The organism is Pseudorhodoplanes sp., from assembly GCA_032027085.1.
Lineage (GTDB): Bacteria > Pseudomonadota > Alphaproteobacteria > Rhizobiales > Xanthobacteraceae > Pseudorhodoplanes.
The window spans coordinates 1,822,826-1,837,778 of sequence record JAVSMS010000001.1; the positions used below are offsets into that span (position 1 = coordinate 1,822,826).

The window sequence follows — 14,953 nt, forward strand, 5'->3', positions numbered from 1 at the left end:
TGCGGCGGGCCGCCGCCCCGTGCCAAACACAGCATTATGACCGTGTGGCTCGAACTGACCATCGTCGTGGGGCTGATTCTGCTCAACGGCTTTTTCGCCATGGCCGAAATGGCGATCGTCTCCTCCCGCCGCCTCCGCTTGCAACAGATGGCCGACGGCGGCTCGCGCGGCGCGGCGCACGCTCTGCGGCTTGCCGAGAATCCCGGCCGCTTTCTCTCCGGCGTACAGGTGGGCATCACCCTGATCGGCATTCTCTCCGGCGCTTTCGGCGGCGCGACGCTCGGCGCGCGACTCGGGGTTATCCTCAACGAAATTCCGGCGATCCATCCACGCGGACCCGAGATCGCATTCTTTCTGGTCGTTGTCGCGATCACCGCTTTGTCGGTGATCGTCGGCGAGCTCGTACCAAAGCGCATCGCTCTGCTGAGGCCCGAACGCATTGCCGCCATTGTCGCGCGGCCGCTGCAGGCCGTGGTCGCAGTCGCGCGGCCTTTGGTCTGGCTGCTGGAGAATGGAACGGCTTTGCTGCTCTGGCTGTTGCGGGTTCCGGAGCGCCGTTCCGACAATGTGACAGAAGAAGAGGTCAAGCTTGCCATTGCTGAAGGCACCGAAGCAGGCGTCATCGACGAGGTGGAGGAAGAGATGATCCACGGCGTGCTGGCGCTCGCCGACAATTCCGTCGCCTCGATCATGGTGCCGCGGCCGGACGTCTACTGGATCGACCTCGACGATGACAAGGAAGTGATCACCCGCGAAATCGCAGATTGTCCCTATTCGCGCATCGTGGTGGTACGCAGCGGCGATCTGGGGCGGCCGCTCGGCGTGCTGCAGAAGAAGGACCTGGTCGATGATCTGATGGCCGGCCGCGGCCTTCAGATCGAAAAGCACATGATCGATCCCGTCTTCGTGCCGGAGACGATGCCTGCGTTGCGGCTTCTGGAAACCTTCCGCAAGGTACGGGTGCATATCGCCTTCGTGGTCGATGAGTATGGCGACTTCCTTGGCATCGCGACACTGAACGACGTACTGGGAGGCATTGCCGGCGAACTGCCGGAGGAATATGCGCAGGTTTCCGAAGAGATCGTGTGGCGGGCGGACGGTTCATGGCTTGTCGATGGCCGCGCCTCGATTGCCGAACTCATCGAGAAATTGAAGCTGGAAAATGTCAGCGGCGAATTCCACACGGCGGCGGGCTTCGCCCTGGAACGTTTGGCGCGCATTCCCGTTGAAGGCGATGCTTTCGTGTTCGGCAGTTGGCGCGTCGAAATCCTCGACATGGACGGCAAGCGGATCGACAAGCTCTTGTTCACGCCGCACCACAGCGAGCAGGCCGATTAGCTGCGGCTGCTTCTATGTCGCGCTGGCGTTGCCGCAATGACGCTCTAGATTAAACGGGAGCAGCGGAGGACAGCCATGGCGAAGAAAAAGAGGACGGCGAAGGCGCGCGGACGCAGCCTGCGCTCGCAGCTCTGGTTCGACAATCCCGACAATCCCGGCATGACTGCGCTCTATCTGGAGCGGTATCTGAATTTCGGGCTGACGCTGGAGGAATTGACATCCGGCAAGCCGATCATCGGCATCGCGCAGACCGGCAATGATCTGAGCCCGTGCAATCGCCATCACATCGCGCTTGCCGAACGGGTGCGCGAAGGCATCCGTACCGCCGGCGGCATCGCCTTCGAATTTCCCGTGCATCCGATCCAGGAGACCGGCAAGCGCCCGACCGCGGCGCTCGACCGCAACCTTGCCTATCTCGGCCTTGTCGAAGTGCTCTATGGCTATCCGCTCGACGGCGTGGTGCTGACCACCGGCTGCGACAAGACCACGCCGGCCGCCATCATGGCCGCCTGCACCGTCAACATTCCCGCCATCGTTCTCTCCGGCGGGCCGATGCTGAACGGCTGGTGGAAGGGCGAACGCAGCGGCTCGGGGACCGTAGTCTGGCAGGCGCGCCAGGACCTCGCCGCCGGCAAGATCGACTACAAGGAATTCCTTGCCGTCGTGGCCTCGTCAGCGCCATCGATCGGCCATTGCAACACCATGGGCACGGCCTCCACCATGAACGCACTGGCGGAAGCGCTCGGCCTGTCGCTGCCCGGCTGCGCCGCGATCCCGGCACCTTATCGCGAGCGCGGGCAGATCGCTTATGAAACCGGAATCCGCGCGGTCGAGATCGTGCACGAGGATCTGAAGCCTTCCGACATTCTCACCCGCAAGGCTTTTGAGAACGCCATTGTCGCCTGTTCGGCGATCGGCGGCTCCACCAATGCGCCGATTCATATCAACGCCATTGCGCGGCATATCGGCGTGCCGCTGACCATCCAGGACTGGGAGGAGATCGGCTTTGACGTTCCGTTGCTCGTCAATATGCAGCCGGCCGGATTCTATCTCGGCGAGGAATATTACCGGGCCGGCGGATTGCCGGCAGTGATGAATGAATTGCTCAAGGCAAAGCGCATCCATGGCGATGCACTCACCATCAACGGCAAGACGATGGCTGAGAATGTCCGTCGCGCCAGGGTGCAGGATGCCGATGTGATCAAGCCCTACAGGAAGCCGATGAAGGAGAAATCCGGCTTCCGCGTGCTGCACGGCAACCTGTTCGATTCCGCGATCATGAAGACCAGCGTGATCTCCGACGAATTCCGCGAGCGCTATCTCTCCAATCCAAAAAACCCGAACGCCTTCGAGGGCCGCGCCGTCGTGTTCGACGGGCCGGAGGATTATCATCGCCGTATCGACGATCCTTCGTTGAAGATCGACGAGAACACGCTGCTGTTCATCCGCGGCGTCGGGCCGATCGGCTATCCGGGATCGGCGGAGGTGGTGAACATGCAGCCGCCGGCGGCGCTGATCAAAAAGGGCATCACATCATTGCCCTGCATTGGCGACGGGCGGCAATCCGGAACATCAGGATCTCCCTCGATCCTCAATGCCTCGCCGGAAGCGGCCGCCAATGGCGGGCTGGCGCTGTTGAAGACCGGCGACCGTGTCCGCATTGACCTGAACAAGGGGACGGCCAACATCCTCATTTCCAAGGCGGAACTGGCCGAACGGCGGGCGGCGCTGGACAAACGCGGCGGCTTCCGAATTCCCAAGAGCCAGACGCCATGGCAGGAAATCTATCGCGGCATGGTCGACCAGATGGCCGACGGCCAGGTGCTGAAACCGGCAGTCAAGTATCAGCGCGTGGCGCAGACCAGCGGCGTGCCGCGCGACAACCACTGAAACCCCGCCGTTTCGCAAATGCCTTTGCATTGCTGCCCTGCGGGCCATAGTTAACCGAACGGATTGACACTGCCCAGCATGGGCGTTCGACTGACGCCCCCGTGACCCAAGCCCAGCCGAGTTGATCCGTCATGCCAAGCATTGCCGACAAGCGCCGTGAATTCCGACGTCTGCATGAGAGTGGATGCTTCGTCATCCCCAATCCCTGGGACATCGGAACGACACGCTATCTGCAGCATCTCGGCTTCAAGGCGCTGGCGACGACCAGTCTCGGCTATGCGTTTTCGCAAGGCCTTCCTGATGGCGCGGCGTCGCGCGAAGCGACGCTCGCGCATATTGCCGAGATCGCAGCCGCGGCAGACGTGCCGGTCAACGCCGATTTCGAAGGCGGCTTTGCCGACAACCCGGAAGGCGTTGCGGAGAGCGTTCGTCTTTGCGTCGGCACGGGTGTTGCCGGACTGTCCATCGAGGACTCGACCGGCAACAAGGACAAGCCGCTCTACGATTTCGATCTCGCCGTTGAGCGCATCAAGGCGGCGCGCAAGGCGGTCAATGACACCGCTCCCGATGTGTTGCTGACGGCGCGTACCGAAGGCTTTATCCGCGGCCGGCCCGATCTTGCCGAGACGATCCGGCGGCTCAAGGCGTTTGCCGATGCTGGCGCCGACTGTCTTTACGCGCCCGGCATCAAGGGCCGCGAGGAAATCACCGCGGTGGTGCAGGCGGTGGCGCCGAAACCGGTCAATCTGCTGATGGGCTGGGCCGGCGCGCTGACGGTCGAGCAAATCGCCGAGCTCGGCGTGCGCCGCATCAGCGTCGGCGGCGCGCTGGCGCGCGCGGCCTGGGGCGGCTTTATCCGCGCCGCACGGCAGATCGCGATCGGCGGCAGCTTCGCCGGCTTTTCCGATGCCGCACCGGCGGCGGACCTGAACGCGCTGTTCCAGGACGACGTCAAGCGAAGGACGGCATCGTGAGGGGGGAACTGTCTCTCGGCGAGCCGGTCGACCCGACGCCCGCGCCAAGGCCGGGCGGCGTGCGTCTGCAGGGGCGCTTCGGCTGCGTCGATAGACTGAACGCACAGCGACACGGTCGTGATCTATGGCATGCAGTGCAAGGCCATGATCACATCTGGACCTACATGTCGGCCTACGGACCGTTCGAGACCGAAACGGCTTTCATCCAGTGGCTGCGAAGCCGGGAGATGCTGGGCGACCCACTTTCCTACGCCATCGTCGATGCCGCCGGACGCGCTGTCGGCATCGCTACGCTGATGGAAATCGTACCGGCCATGCGCCGGATCGAGGTCGGCCATATCGTCTATTCGCCCGCCCTGCAGCGCACCCCGCTCGGCACCGAGGCGCAATATCTGCTGGCACGCTATGTCTTCGAGACGCTCGGCTATCGCCGCTACGAGTGGAAATGCAACGCACACAATGCCGCTTCGAAGCGTGCTGCCCTGCGCTTCGGCTTCCGCTATGAAGGGGTGCTGCGGCAGCACATGATCGCGAAAGGTCGCAACCGCGATACCGCCTATTTTTCCATGCTCGACAGCGAATGGCCGGCGCGCAAGGCTGAATTCGAGCGCTGGCTGGCGCCGGACAATTTCGATGCCGATGGCCGGCAAAAAACAAGACTGGCGATGCCGATCATTGAAACCTGACGGAGCCATCGCATGGCGGCGATCATTTGGCTTCTTTCGCTCGTGCTGGTATCAGCCTCGCCATGTCCTCGGTTGTCGGAGCGCAGAGCTGCAAGCGCAGCGGTAACGCCGTGACCTTCGACGATCCGAATGCGCCGAACAAGCGCAATTGCGCCATCCTCGACGGCGTTCCGTATTGTCATTGAGGCCGATATGCACATTCTCATTACCGGCGCCGCCGGCATGATCGGACGCAAGCTTGTCGAGCGGCTCGTCCACGATGGCTCACTGAACGGCAAGCCGATCGAAGCGCTGACGCTCGCTGACGTCGTCGCGCCGGAGAAGCCAGGAAATTTCCCTGGCAAGATCGATATCCGAACGGTCGATCTGCCGGCGCCGGGCGTCGCCGAGCAACTCATCGCAGCGGAGCCGGATGTGATCTTCCATCTGGCCGGCGTCGTTTCCGGCGAGGCCGAAACCAATTTCGCCAAGGGCTATCGCGTCAACCTCGACGGCCTGCTGTTTCTGCTGGAAGCCATTCGCAAGACCGGTAACGACTACCATCCAAAACTGGTCTTCAGTTCCTCGATGGCCGTTTATGGCGCACCGTTTCCGGAATCCATTCAGGACGATTTCCATCTCACGCCACTCACCTCCTACGGCACACAGAAATCGATCTGCGAATTGCTGCTGGCCGACTACACACGCCGCGGCGTTCTCGACGGCGTCGGCATCCGTCTTCCCAGCATCTGCGTGCGGCCCGGCAAGCCGAACAAGGCCGCGTCCGGTTTCTTTTCGGGCATCATCCGCGAACCGCTGGCCGGACAGGAAGCGATTCTGCCGGTGTCGGACACGATCTTGCACACCCATGCCTCGCCGCGCTCCGCCGTTGGCTTCCTGCTGCATGGCGCGGCCCTGACCCGCGAACAGCTCGGACCGCGCATCAATCTCACCATGCCCGGCGTTTGCTGCACCATTGGCGAGCAGATCGCCGCCCTGCGGCGGGTCGCGGGCGACAAGGTCGCCGCCCGCATCCGCCATCAGCCCGACGAGATGATCATGCAGATTGTCGGCGGCTGGCCGCACCGGATGGATGCGAGCCGCGCGCGCCAGCTCGGGTTCCAGGTGGAAAATACCTTCGACGAGATCATCCGGATCCATATCGAGGAGGATCGGGGCGGCAGTTTTGTGCCTTAAGTCCGGCCCGCTTGCGCTCGGCGGTCGATTCCTTACATTGCGGCGAGATCATTGAGGATTTGCATGAGCTATGTGGAAGCTGCGCTTGCGCCCTTGCGCAAGACGGGCCAGATCAAACTGCACGGCGCCGAGGCTTTTGCCGGCATGCGCAAGGCGGGCCGCCTGGTCGCCGAATGTCTCGACATGCTGGTCGGCGAAGTGAAGCCGGGCATTCCGACCGAACGCATCGACAAGCTGGTCTTCGATTTCGCGATGGATCATCGCGCGCTGCCGGCAACGCTCATGTATCGTGGCTACCGCAAGTCGACCTGTACCTCGATCAACCACGTGGTCTGCCACGGCATCCCGAACGATAAGCCGCTGAAGGAAGGCGACATCGTCAATATCGATGTAACGCTGATCGTCGACGGCTGGCACGGCGATTCCAGCCGCATGTATGCGGTTGGAGATATCCCGCGCCGCGCCGAGCGACTGATCGACGTCACCTATGAATCCATGATGCGCGGCATCGCCGCCATCAAGCCCGGCGGCACCACCGGTGACATCGGGCATGCGATCCAGACCTATGTCGAAGGCCAGCACATGAGCGTGGTGCGCGATTTCTGCGGCCACGGGCTCGGGCGGCTGTTCCATGACGAGCCGAATATCGTCCATGTCGGCCGACCCGGCGAGGGCACGGTACTGCGGCCGGGCATGTTCTTCACGGTCGAGCCAATGATCAATCTGGGCCGCCCGCATGTGAAGGTGCTGTCGGACGGCTGGACCGCGGTGACGCGCGACCGTTCGCTGTCCGCCCAGTTCGAGCACACTGTCGGCGTCACCGACAAGGGCGTGGAAGTGTTCACGCTCTCCCCCAAGGGGCTCGACAAGCCGCCCTATCATTCCGCGGCGTAATTTTCGGATTTTCAAACGCCTGCTTTCGCGGCATCCTGACACCGCTCAGGGTGGCGCGGCGATGGCGGGGAAACGCATCAGCGGCAATGCGGGCACGGGCTTGCAGGATGCAAGCCCGCATTATCACGGCCATCGCGAACGCCTGCGCACGCGCTTTCGCGACGCCGGCATGGACGCTCTGTCCGATTACGAAATGCTGGAATTGCTGCTGTTCCGCGCATTGCCGCGCCGCGACGTGAAGCCGCTGGCCAAAGAGCTTCTCGCCAAATTCGGTTCTTTCGCCGAAGTCATTTCAGCGCCGGCGCCGCGTCTCGGCGAAGTGAAGGGGCTTGGCGCGGCCGCCATCACCGAGCTGAAGATCGTGCAGGCGGCGGCCAGCCGGCTGGCGAAAGGCGCGGTGCAGAAGCGGCCGGTACTGTCGTCATGGTCGGCGGTGCTCGATTATTGCCGCACGGCGATGGCCTTCGCCGAGAGGGAACAGTTGCGCGTGCTGTTCCTCGACAAGCGCAACCAGCTCGTCGCCGATGAAGTGCAGCAGACCGGCACCGTCGATCACACGCCCGTCTATCCGCGCGAGGTGGTGAAACGCGCGCTGGAATTGTCGGCGACGGCGATCATCATCGTGCACAACAATCCCACTCGATACCCCATCTGCATGCTCGATTACGATCCATCATTCTTAGATAGTGATTGAGCGTGATTCTTATTTTCCGTCGGATGATTCCCACAATATCGCCAAACGCAAGCGGCGCCTGTTCACGCCTGACGGACTATTCCGCGACTGGGACGTAGACAGTTGCTCTCCGAAGGTGGAGGCCGCACGTTCGCATCATGCGGTGCGCCAGCGACAAGCTGTTTCGTCAAATTTCATCGCAAGCGTCCAGCGTTCGTCGACGCAATGTTGCTGTGGCCGAGGCGGCGAAAGCCGCTTACGCGGCATGGATTGCGTTTGTGGCAAACGTTGCATGGGTGATCGCCACGGTGGTTCCTGCGGGACCCGCCACAGTCTCGACAGTAGCACCGAGTTGTTGGGCGAGCGCCTTCACGATGCCCGTGCCGAGCCCGGTTTTCGGTTGAGCAAAGACACCGTCCGGCTTGCCGACGCCATTGTCCGCGACCGAAAGCTTCCAGTTCGTCCCATGGACCTCATATGCGACGGAAATCCGGCAATCGATCTCATCATTTGGAAACGCGTGCTTCAGGGCATTCATGACAAGTTCGGTGACAATCAAGCCAAGACTCTCGGCCTGACGGGACGTCGCGTTGCCTGCCTCCCCGACCACTTTCAGCGAGACGGGCCGCGTATCACCGATCATCGACGTTGCGAGCGTGTCGCATAGCCTGGTCAGATAAGGCATCATCTCAATAGGTCCGCTGGCCCCGGATCCATGGAGTTGTCGCTGTACGGCCGCAACGGACATGACGCGCTTGTGGGCATCTTGCAGGTGGACGCGCGTCTCCTCAGACTCCACCGTCTTCGCCTTCATCAAGATGATGCTGGCGATGATTTGCAGGCTGTTTGAAATGCGGTGCTGAAGCTCATCAAGGAGCATGTCCTTCTCCCGTAGCAACTCGTCTTTCTCGCGCTCCAGGGCGCGTCGCTCCGTGACGTCTTCCATGCCGAGCAGAACGGTTGCTTGGGCACCACCCTCGTAGAACACTTGCCGGGCGCTTAAACGGATTCTGCGGTGTCCGAGATCGGGGAATTCATGCTCGACGTCGTAGCCTTCCATCACACCGTGCTGCGATATGACCTTTTCGAGCAATTCCCGCAGTTTTGGAATGTCCTATTGTCCGTCGCCCAAGGCATACAAATGCCGGCCTTGGGTGTTCTCCGGGCTGACCTTGAATGTCGAATAAAAGGAGCGGCTCGCGGCGACCACGCGCAGTTCATTGTCCAGTACGAGAATGGGCGCGCGGACGGTGTCGACGATGCCCTGAGCGAGCGCGCATGCGTCCGCGACATTGGTGAACTGATCTCTGAAGGCGATGGAATGCATAATTGTCGCAGTCCCCGTACACGCTGCGAAGCCCCGTGGCGACGCGACCGCGCCGGACCTTGCCGGATCAACGCAAGGGCTGACAAACCACCAAAACGTCCAGCAATTGAAGCGTAGCGTCGATGCCGACGGAGAACTGTATAATATTGCTCACGCCCATCGGGCGACGGGCGGAGCTACAAAAAACGTCTCGCCCGAATGCTTCAGGATCATCTAAAGTGCGGACAACATTCAGATTTCTGTCACGCGTCTCCAGTGTGTATGGGAGGCCAGGAAAGAGACCCCATCATGACACGGAAAGCAGAGCCCACGTTCGATCCCAAGGCCTTCCTCGCCAAGGCTAACGGGGGGCGGACCATCTCCAAGCACCAGATAAATCAAGTCATCTTTGCGCAGGGTGATCCGGCCGATTCAGTCCTCTATATCCAACACGGAAAGGTGAAGGTGACGGTGAACTCCGCACAAGGCAAGGAAGCGGTGGTAGCCATCCTGGGGCCAGATGAATTCTGCGGCGAAGGTTGTCTCGCGGGCCAGCCTCGGCGCATGGCGACTGCGACGGCAATGACGGACTGCGAGATCATGCGGATGGAAAAGAGCACCATGATCCGCGTCCTCCACGACGAGCCGGGCTTTTCCGAGATGTTCGTTGCGCATCTCTTGGCTCGAACCATTCGAGTCGAGGAGGATCTGGTTGATCAATTGTTCAATTCTAGTGAGAAGCGCTTGGCGCGGGCGCTCCTTCTGCTGGCCAATTTCGGCAAGGAGGGAAAACCCGAGCCAATCATTGCAAAGGTCAGCCAAGAAACGTTGGCGGATATGATCGGGACCACGCGGTCTCGCGTCAGTCATTTCATGAACAAGTTCCGGGAACTGGGCTTCATCGAGTACAATGGTACTTTGAAGGTTCACAGCTCGCTGTTGAGCGTCGTTCTGCATGATCACCCCCAGATCAGACGGGACGATGAGCAAGATTGACCAAACTGTGCCTGGCTATGTGTTATATTGGCGGATGCCATCGTAGCTCTGGCGTGGCGACGTGTCCTGAATGACACGGACCGCAATAGGCCTCAACCACGCGGTGCGGTAAAGCGCCGGCCCATTCGCGTTTCTCGGCCGGAGAGCGCCATTCAGCGGAAGCCATTAGCATGGATCAACGCGCGACCAATGTCCCCACGTCCGATTCCCGAGCCCTGGCCCGTGCAATGGGCCGCTATCGCGAACTGAATAGCGCGCGCAGCATCTTCGAGACCCTGATCACGGCAGTGCCGTTTTTCCTTCTGTGGGTTTTGATGTGGGCTGCTCTCGATGCCCGCTATTGGATTGGCCTTCTGCTGGCCGTACCGGCTTCAGGCTTCCTCGTACGCCTCTTCATGATCCAGCACGACTGTGGCCACGGATCATTCTTTCGCCATCGTCTCGCAAACGATTGGGTCGGACGCGTTATAGGCGTGCTGACATTGACGCCGTACGATTTCTGGCGGCGCACCCACGCGTTGCATCATGCAAGCTCGGGTAATCTCGATCGGCGTGGAATTGGGGACATCGACACGCTGACCGTCCGTGAATTCAAGGCGCTGTCCAGGGGGCGCCGGCTGCTGTATCGCCTGTACCGTCACCCAATCGTCATGTTCGGCATCGGGCCGGCGTATCTATTCATCTTGCGGCACCGGCTGCCGATGGGACTGATGCGCAGTGGTTGGCAACCCTGGGTAAGCGCGATGGCAACAAATGCTGCAATCGTGGTTTTGATCGCGCCGATGATGTGGCTCGTCGGCGTTGGTCCATTCCTGCTTGTTCAGGTGCCGATCACGCTTCTCGCCGCCTCGATCGGGGTCTGGCTGTTCTATGTCCAGCACCAGTTCGAAGATACATTCTGGGCTCACGAGGAGGGTTGGGATTTTCATGAAGCCGGATTACACGGCAGCTCGCATTATGATTTGCCAATCGTCTTGCGCTGGTTTACCGCCAATATCGGCGTGCATCACGTTCACCATCTATGTAGCCGGATTCCTTATTACCGCTTGCATCAGGTGCTGCGGGATCACCCGCAACTTTCTGCCGTCGGGCGGCTGACGCTCTTCCAGAGCCTTCGCTGTGTGCACAAGGTCCTTTGGGATGAGGATCGACATAAGCTTGTTTCGTTTCGCGAGATGACGTCTGCCTGCTAGCCCTTGTAAACGTTGGGATTGCGCGAGTGAGATGCCTCTTCTCCCGCTTAATAGCGGAACCGCAACATTGGTTAGCGCAGCCCGCGCCAAAGCGGACGCCAGCCGCTTCGTCTCAGCCGCCGGTTCCCCGCGCAAGGATCTGCACCGCCATTAGCCTTCAAGCAGGTGTCCCAAAGGCTTTAGCGGGCGCAGCCGATCGCTGACGATTTTTAGGACGGCCAGCATTGGAACGGCCAGGATCGCGCCTGGCACGCCCCACATCCAGAACCAGAACACCAGCGAGAGGATGACCAGCACGGGGTTGAAGGTGAAACGCCGCGCGAGAAGCATAGGCGTCAGCGTTTCGCCCTCGACGAGATGGATACCGAAATAGAGGGCCGGCGGGAGCAGAGCCCACCACAAGCTGTCGAAGCTCAACATTCCGGCCAGGAGGAAAATGATGGTTCCAAACAGCGGTCCCAGAATGGAACATAGTTGAGCATGAGAAATGTTGCAGATGTTCTAGAACCGGGGCAGTCGAGTTTTCGTTCCGATTATCGCGGAAGAAGCTGCATGTGCCGGAAGGGGCTGCCTGCTGTTCCCTTTGTACAAATTAACGCCACCCACGGGCGCTGTCGGATTTCCGCGTATCGGACCCACCAAACCTACCGCGATCTAGAAATGAACTTATCCATTGCGCCACTGTTGTCGGCATATCCAATGGAGAGTTTCATGCCTGATAACAACAACAAAAATCCGAACGAAAAACAGCCCGGCGAAAAACCGGAAGGCACGTATCACTTCAATCCGGGCAACCAGTCCGGCAAAAGCAAAGCCGTCCCCAAAGATCGATCTGAACCAAGTAACGACAGGGATGCGATTGAAACGAACGAAAAGCGCCCGCGAGAATAATCGTTCGGTGTCAGAAAGAAGCGAATTCAGCAAATGTGGATGAGGTTGGCGCGTCCAGCGTGGACGACCTTAGGCCGAAGCGTAAGACATTGACGCGAGCTGAATACCTTAGCAGCCAGAGACACTTGCGTCGCCTGGACATGAGCGGAGAAGCGACCGATCACGATTTCGACGACGACGACGTCCACCGCTGCAAGTTGATCCCTCTCACCGGGGTGGGTGAGCCTGCTCCTGGCCAGGCCGGAGATCGACAAAAGCGAGCCGATCTCCTTGTTTAGAACTCAGTCGAGGCCCATATAAATAAGGTTCGTTGATTTGGCCGATATGGCTTTTGCGGTGTCAGAGACCCGCCATCCTCTTACGAATGTTCGATAGCGAATGCATGCGCCATCCGGCGCGGCATGTCGCTCCATTCGATCTCTTGGACTGAACTCCGACGCTGACCACGAATGTACTGGCTGCTAGGAGAGCGTTCCGGTCCGAATGGGCACACCGGGCACGCGGTCATTCCGTGGCCCTGCGGAGACCCGCAACCATGGCCAACCGTACGACACAAGCCATCGTCCGCTTTACGAATGCGTTCCTGCTACCAGGCTCTAATAAACCACAACCGGCCGGGGACTATCGCGTCGACCATGACGAGGAGTCCATTGAAGGCGTCTCCCGACTGGCGTGGCGCCGCGTTGGCTCATTTATCCATTTGCCTGGGATCGGCGTGAAAATATCGACTCATCAGATGGTGCCGATCAATGCAGCGGACCTCGATGCCGCACTCGAAAAGGACAACAAGACATCATGAACGATCCGAATCTTTCCCGACGTATCACCCGTCCGATGCGCGCTGACGCCCCGACCCATCTTTACGCCGTGGGGCAGGCAGTCCGGCTAAAGGGCGGTTTCGTGCGGCGGTCCCTAGGCGCCAGCATTTATCACATTACCGGTACCTTGCCGTCGCGTGGAGAGCTTCCGCAATATCGTATCCGCAACGACGACGAACGTCACGAACGGGTGGCGACGCAGGACAGCCTCGAGCCGGTGAGCACTTCGTCTGGTAGCGAAGGCGACACTCTCATCGAGAGAACGTTCGGTCATGGCTAAGGGACAGAAGCGCGGCAATCGCGAGGCCAAAAAGCCGAAGCAGGAGAAGGCCGCCCCTAAGTCAGCGGACCCGTTCGCCAGCCAAACCAGACTCGCCGCGAATACAAACACCAGGCGCGCCAAAGGCAAAGCGCGGTGGTCGTGACGCTGTGTGGCGTCGGGAATCAGCGATGAAGATCGTGATCGAGTTCTACCGTATCCGCGAAACGGACAACGCGCACGCTGTCATTGGCCAGGAGACTGCAGACGCCGCAAATCTCGATGATGCAATCGAGATTGCACAGCGGCTTGCAAAGACTCTCAACATGCCGCAGCAGCCAGACGCCATGTCGATCAGCGATAGCGACGGAAACGAGCTTTATGTTCACAGGTTCCGCGTATTTTAAACACCGGATGAAAGGTCACTACCATGAACGCTCCCGGGACGGAGACCGAACTCGGACGGCATGCCCTCGCGATTGGCGTTTGGGAAAATGAGGGCGGAGCACCGGCGCCCGACACGCTTGACCATCAAGACGGTTGGAAGATAGAGGCGGATCGATCCCGGACGCTCCAGCCCGTGTTCCCCCGCGTAGATGCGCCTCGACTCACGATGACGGCCCTCTGGCGTTGGGCAGTGAGCGATAACCGTTTGTCGCTCGCCGAACGCTACGCTAGCTGCAGAAAGGACCGCAGTGGGCTACCAACGGCCGCCTTGATGCCGGTTATAGCCGCGTGCCGATCATGACACTGGCTTTCCTCAATCCGAGCCGGAGCTTCGATGAGGCGCGCAATGCGGTTGTCTTCTTCGGTCATGACGGCATGTTCGAGATACGGTTTTTTGTCGAGATCGCGGCACTCGCAGGAGGCCAGCCACGGGGCGCGCGAATGTCGGAGGCGCAATATCTTTCGGCGTTCGATGCAATGCGTGCATCCATCCATGATGTTGCACGCAAGGCGTATTCCCACAGCCGCCGCACTTCGAACACCCTGACCGCCACCGATTTCCGGTAGGGCGGTGCGATGCTGATCCGCTACGGCTACGAGATCACCCTGACCTGCACACAACCGACCGCGTTGGTGTGCCTGTTGTCAGTCCATGAGGATCGCGCGGACGAGATCAGGGTTCCCGAGACGACCTTCACGACACCGGATGTGCCGGTGTCGACCTATCGCGACCTCTTCGGCAACCGGTGCCGGCGGCTTGTCGCGCCGGCTGGCGACCTCATGATCTGGGGCGACGCCACGATCGAGGACGATGGCAAGCTTGACCCCGTGGTGCCCGAGGCCCGGGAAACTCCCGTGCCGGATCTGCCGGACGAGTGCCTCGGCTACCTCATGGGCAGCCGCTATTGCGAGACGGATCGTCTCAGCCAGATCGCGTGGGATACATTCGGAAAGATTCCGCCCGGTTGGGGCCGGGTGCAGACCATCTGCGACTTCGTGCAAGCCCATATTCGTTTCGACTATATGCAAGCTCGCGCGACACGCACGGCGTTCGACGCCTTCCATGAGCGTGTCGGGGTCTGCCGCGACTTCGCGCATCTGGCGATCACCTTCTGCCGCTGCCTCAACATCCCTGCACGTTATGTGAATGGCCATCTGGGCGACATTGGTGTGCCGGTCGTCGATCCGATGGATTTCAGCGCCTGGATGGAGGTTTTTCTCGACGGTGCGTGGCATACATTCGATGCGCGCAACAACGTTCCAAGAATTGGCCGGATCGTCGTCGCGCGTGGGCGCGACGCCGCCGACGTCCCTCTCATCAATTCATTCGGACCTCATGTCCTGAAATCCTTCCGAGTCTGGACCTACGAGGTGCAGGCTCCGCTTTAGCTGCAGAACCAGACCGCCGCCGC

Annotated in this window: 18 protein-coding genes and 1 pseudogene; 16 read left to right on the plus strand and 3 right to left on the minus strand. The window is 60.6% G+C overall.

The features are described from left to right. Positions 1-36: 36 nt before the first annotated feature. From RO009_08885 to radC, 8 genes are all read left to right on the plus strand, one after another. Positions 37-1,338 (plus strand): hemolysin family protein, encoded by a 1,302-nt coding sequence (locus RO009_08885; GenBank protein MDT3685144.1) that lies wholly within the window; start codon positions 37-39, stop codon positions 1,336-1,338. Positions 1,339-1,413: 75 nt separating this feature from the next. Continuing rightward, the gene (locus RO009_08890) at positions 1,414-3,228 is read left to right on the plus strand and encodes an IlvD/Edd family dehydratase (protein MDT3685145.1); all 1,815 of its coding nucleotides are present in this window, start codon (positions 1,414-1,416) and stop codon (positions 3,226-3,228) included. A 131-nt stretch (positions 3,229-3,359) separates the two neighbouring features. Continuing rightward, a complete protein-coding gene (locus RO009_08895; GenBank protein MDT3685146.1) occupies positions 3,360-4,202 on the plus strand; it encodes an isocitrate lyase/phosphoenolpyruvate mutase family protein in 843 nt (280 codons plus the stop codon). Then, complete coding sequence (locus RO009_08900) at positions 4,199-4,888, plus strand: GNAT family protein (protein MDT3685147.1); 690 nt, start codon at positions 4,199-4,201, stop codon at positions 4,886-4,888. The genes RO009_08895 and RO009_08900 overlap by 4 nt, the downstream gene beginning before the upstream one ends. 62 nt (positions 4,889-4,950) lie before the next feature. Continuing rightward, positions 4,951-5,073, plus strand: coding sequence for a hypothetical protein (locus RO009_08905; protein MDT3685148.1), 123 nt, complete (start codon positions 4,951-4,953; stop codon positions 5,071-5,073). A gap of 7 nt (positions 5,074-5,080) precedes the next feature. Then, the gene (locus RO009_08910) at positions 5,081-6,064 is read left to right on the plus strand and encodes an SDR family oxidoreductase (protein ID MDT3685149.1); all 984 of its coding nucleotides are present in this window, start codon (positions 5,081-5,083) and stop codon (positions 6,062-6,064) included. A 63-nt stretch (positions 6,065-6,127) separates the two neighbouring features. Continuing rightward, positions 6,128-6,958, plus strand: coding sequence for a type I methionyl aminopeptidase (gene map / locus RO009_08915; GenBank protein MDT3685150.1), 831 nt, complete (start codon positions 6,128-6,130; stop codon positions 6,956-6,958). A 61-nt stretch (positions 6,959-7,019) separates the two neighbouring features. Further along, complete coding sequence (radC, locus tag RO009_08920; protein ID MDT3685151.1) at positions 7,020-7,652, plus strand: DNA repair protein RadC; 633 nt, start codon at positions 7,020-7,022, stop codon at positions 7,650-7,652. Positions 7,653-7,887: 235 nt separating this feature from the next. Here radC and RO009_08925 read toward each other — a convergent pair whose 3' ends face one another. Together RO009_08925 and RO009_08930 are read right to left on the minus strand one after the other, a co-directional pair. Then, positions 7,888-8,691, minus strand: coding sequence for a sensor histidine kinase (locus RO009_08925; protein MDT3685152.1), 804 nt, complete (start codon positions 8,689-8,691; stop codon positions 7,888-7,890). 54 nt (positions 8,692-8,745) lie between these two features. Beyond that, on the minus strand, positions 8,746-8,958 hold the full coding sequence (locus tag RO009_08930) for a PAS domain-containing protein (protein MDT3685153.1): 213 nt from the start codon (positions 8,956-8,958) through the stop codon (positions 8,746-8,748). A gap of 288 nt (positions 8,959-9,246) precedes the next feature. Between RO009_08930 and RO009_08935 the strand changes: the two genes are divergently transcribed. Further along, positions 9,247-9,933, plus strand: a complete 687-nt coding sequence (locus tag RO009_08935) for a Crp/Fnr family transcriptional regulator (GenBank protein ID MDT3685154.1) — start codon at positions 9,247-9,249, stop codon at positions 9,931-9,933. Positions 9,934-10,103: 170 nt separating this feature from the next. Beyond that, positions 10,104-11,126, plus strand: coding sequence for a fatty acid desaturase (locus tag RO009_08940; GenBank protein MDT3685155.1), 1,023 nt, complete (start codon positions 10,104-10,106; stop codon positions 11,124-11,126). Between the two features lie 150 nt (positions 11,127-11,276). Here RO009_08940 and RO009_08945 read toward each other — a convergent pair. Continuing rightward, positions 11,277-11,591: pseudogene (locus RO009_08945) on the minus strand (AI-2E family transporter). 246 nt (positions 11,592-11,837) lie between these two features. On the opposite strand from RO009_08945, the gene RO009_08950 reads away from it, so the two are divergent. From RO009_08950 to RO009_08975, 6 genes are all read left to right on the plus strand, one after another. Further along, entirely contained in the window at positions 11,838-12,017 is a 180-nt protein-coding gene (locus RO009_08950; protein MDT3685156.1) for a hypothetical protein, read from the plus strand. Positions 12,018-12,552: 535 nt separating this feature from the next. Further along, on the plus strand, positions 12,553-12,816 hold the full coding sequence (locus tag RO009_08955) for a hypothetical protein (protein MDT3685157.1): 264 nt from the start codon (positions 12,553-12,555) through the stop codon (positions 12,814-12,816). Beyond that, positions 12,813-13,115: a hypothetical protein gene (locus RO009_08960; protein MDT3685158.1), complete on the plus strand. Its 303-nt coding sequence runs from the start codon at positions 12,813-12,815 to the stop codon at positions 13,113-13,115. The genes RO009_08955 and RO009_08960 overlap by 4 nt, the downstream gene beginning before the upstream one ends. Positions 13,116-13,285: 170 nt before the next feature. Beyond that, complete coding sequence (locus tag RO009_08965) at positions 13,286-13,501, plus strand: hypothetical protein (GenBank protein MDT3685159.1); 216 nt, start codon at positions 13,286-13,288, stop codon at positions 13,499-13,501. Positions 13,502-13,838: 337 nt separating this feature from the next. Further along, positions 13,839-14,108: a DUF1488 domain-containing protein gene (locus RO009_08970; GenBank protein ID MDT3685160.1), complete on the plus strand. Its 270-nt coding sequence runs from the start codon at positions 13,839-13,841 to the stop codon at positions 14,106-14,108. Positions 14,109-14,117: 9 nt separating this feature from the next. Beyond that, positions 14,118-14,930, plus strand: coding sequence for a transglutaminase family protein (locus RO009_08975; protein MDT3685161.1), 813 nt, complete (start codon positions 14,118-14,120; stop codon positions 14,928-14,930). Positions 14,931-14,953: the final 23 nt, after the last annotated feature.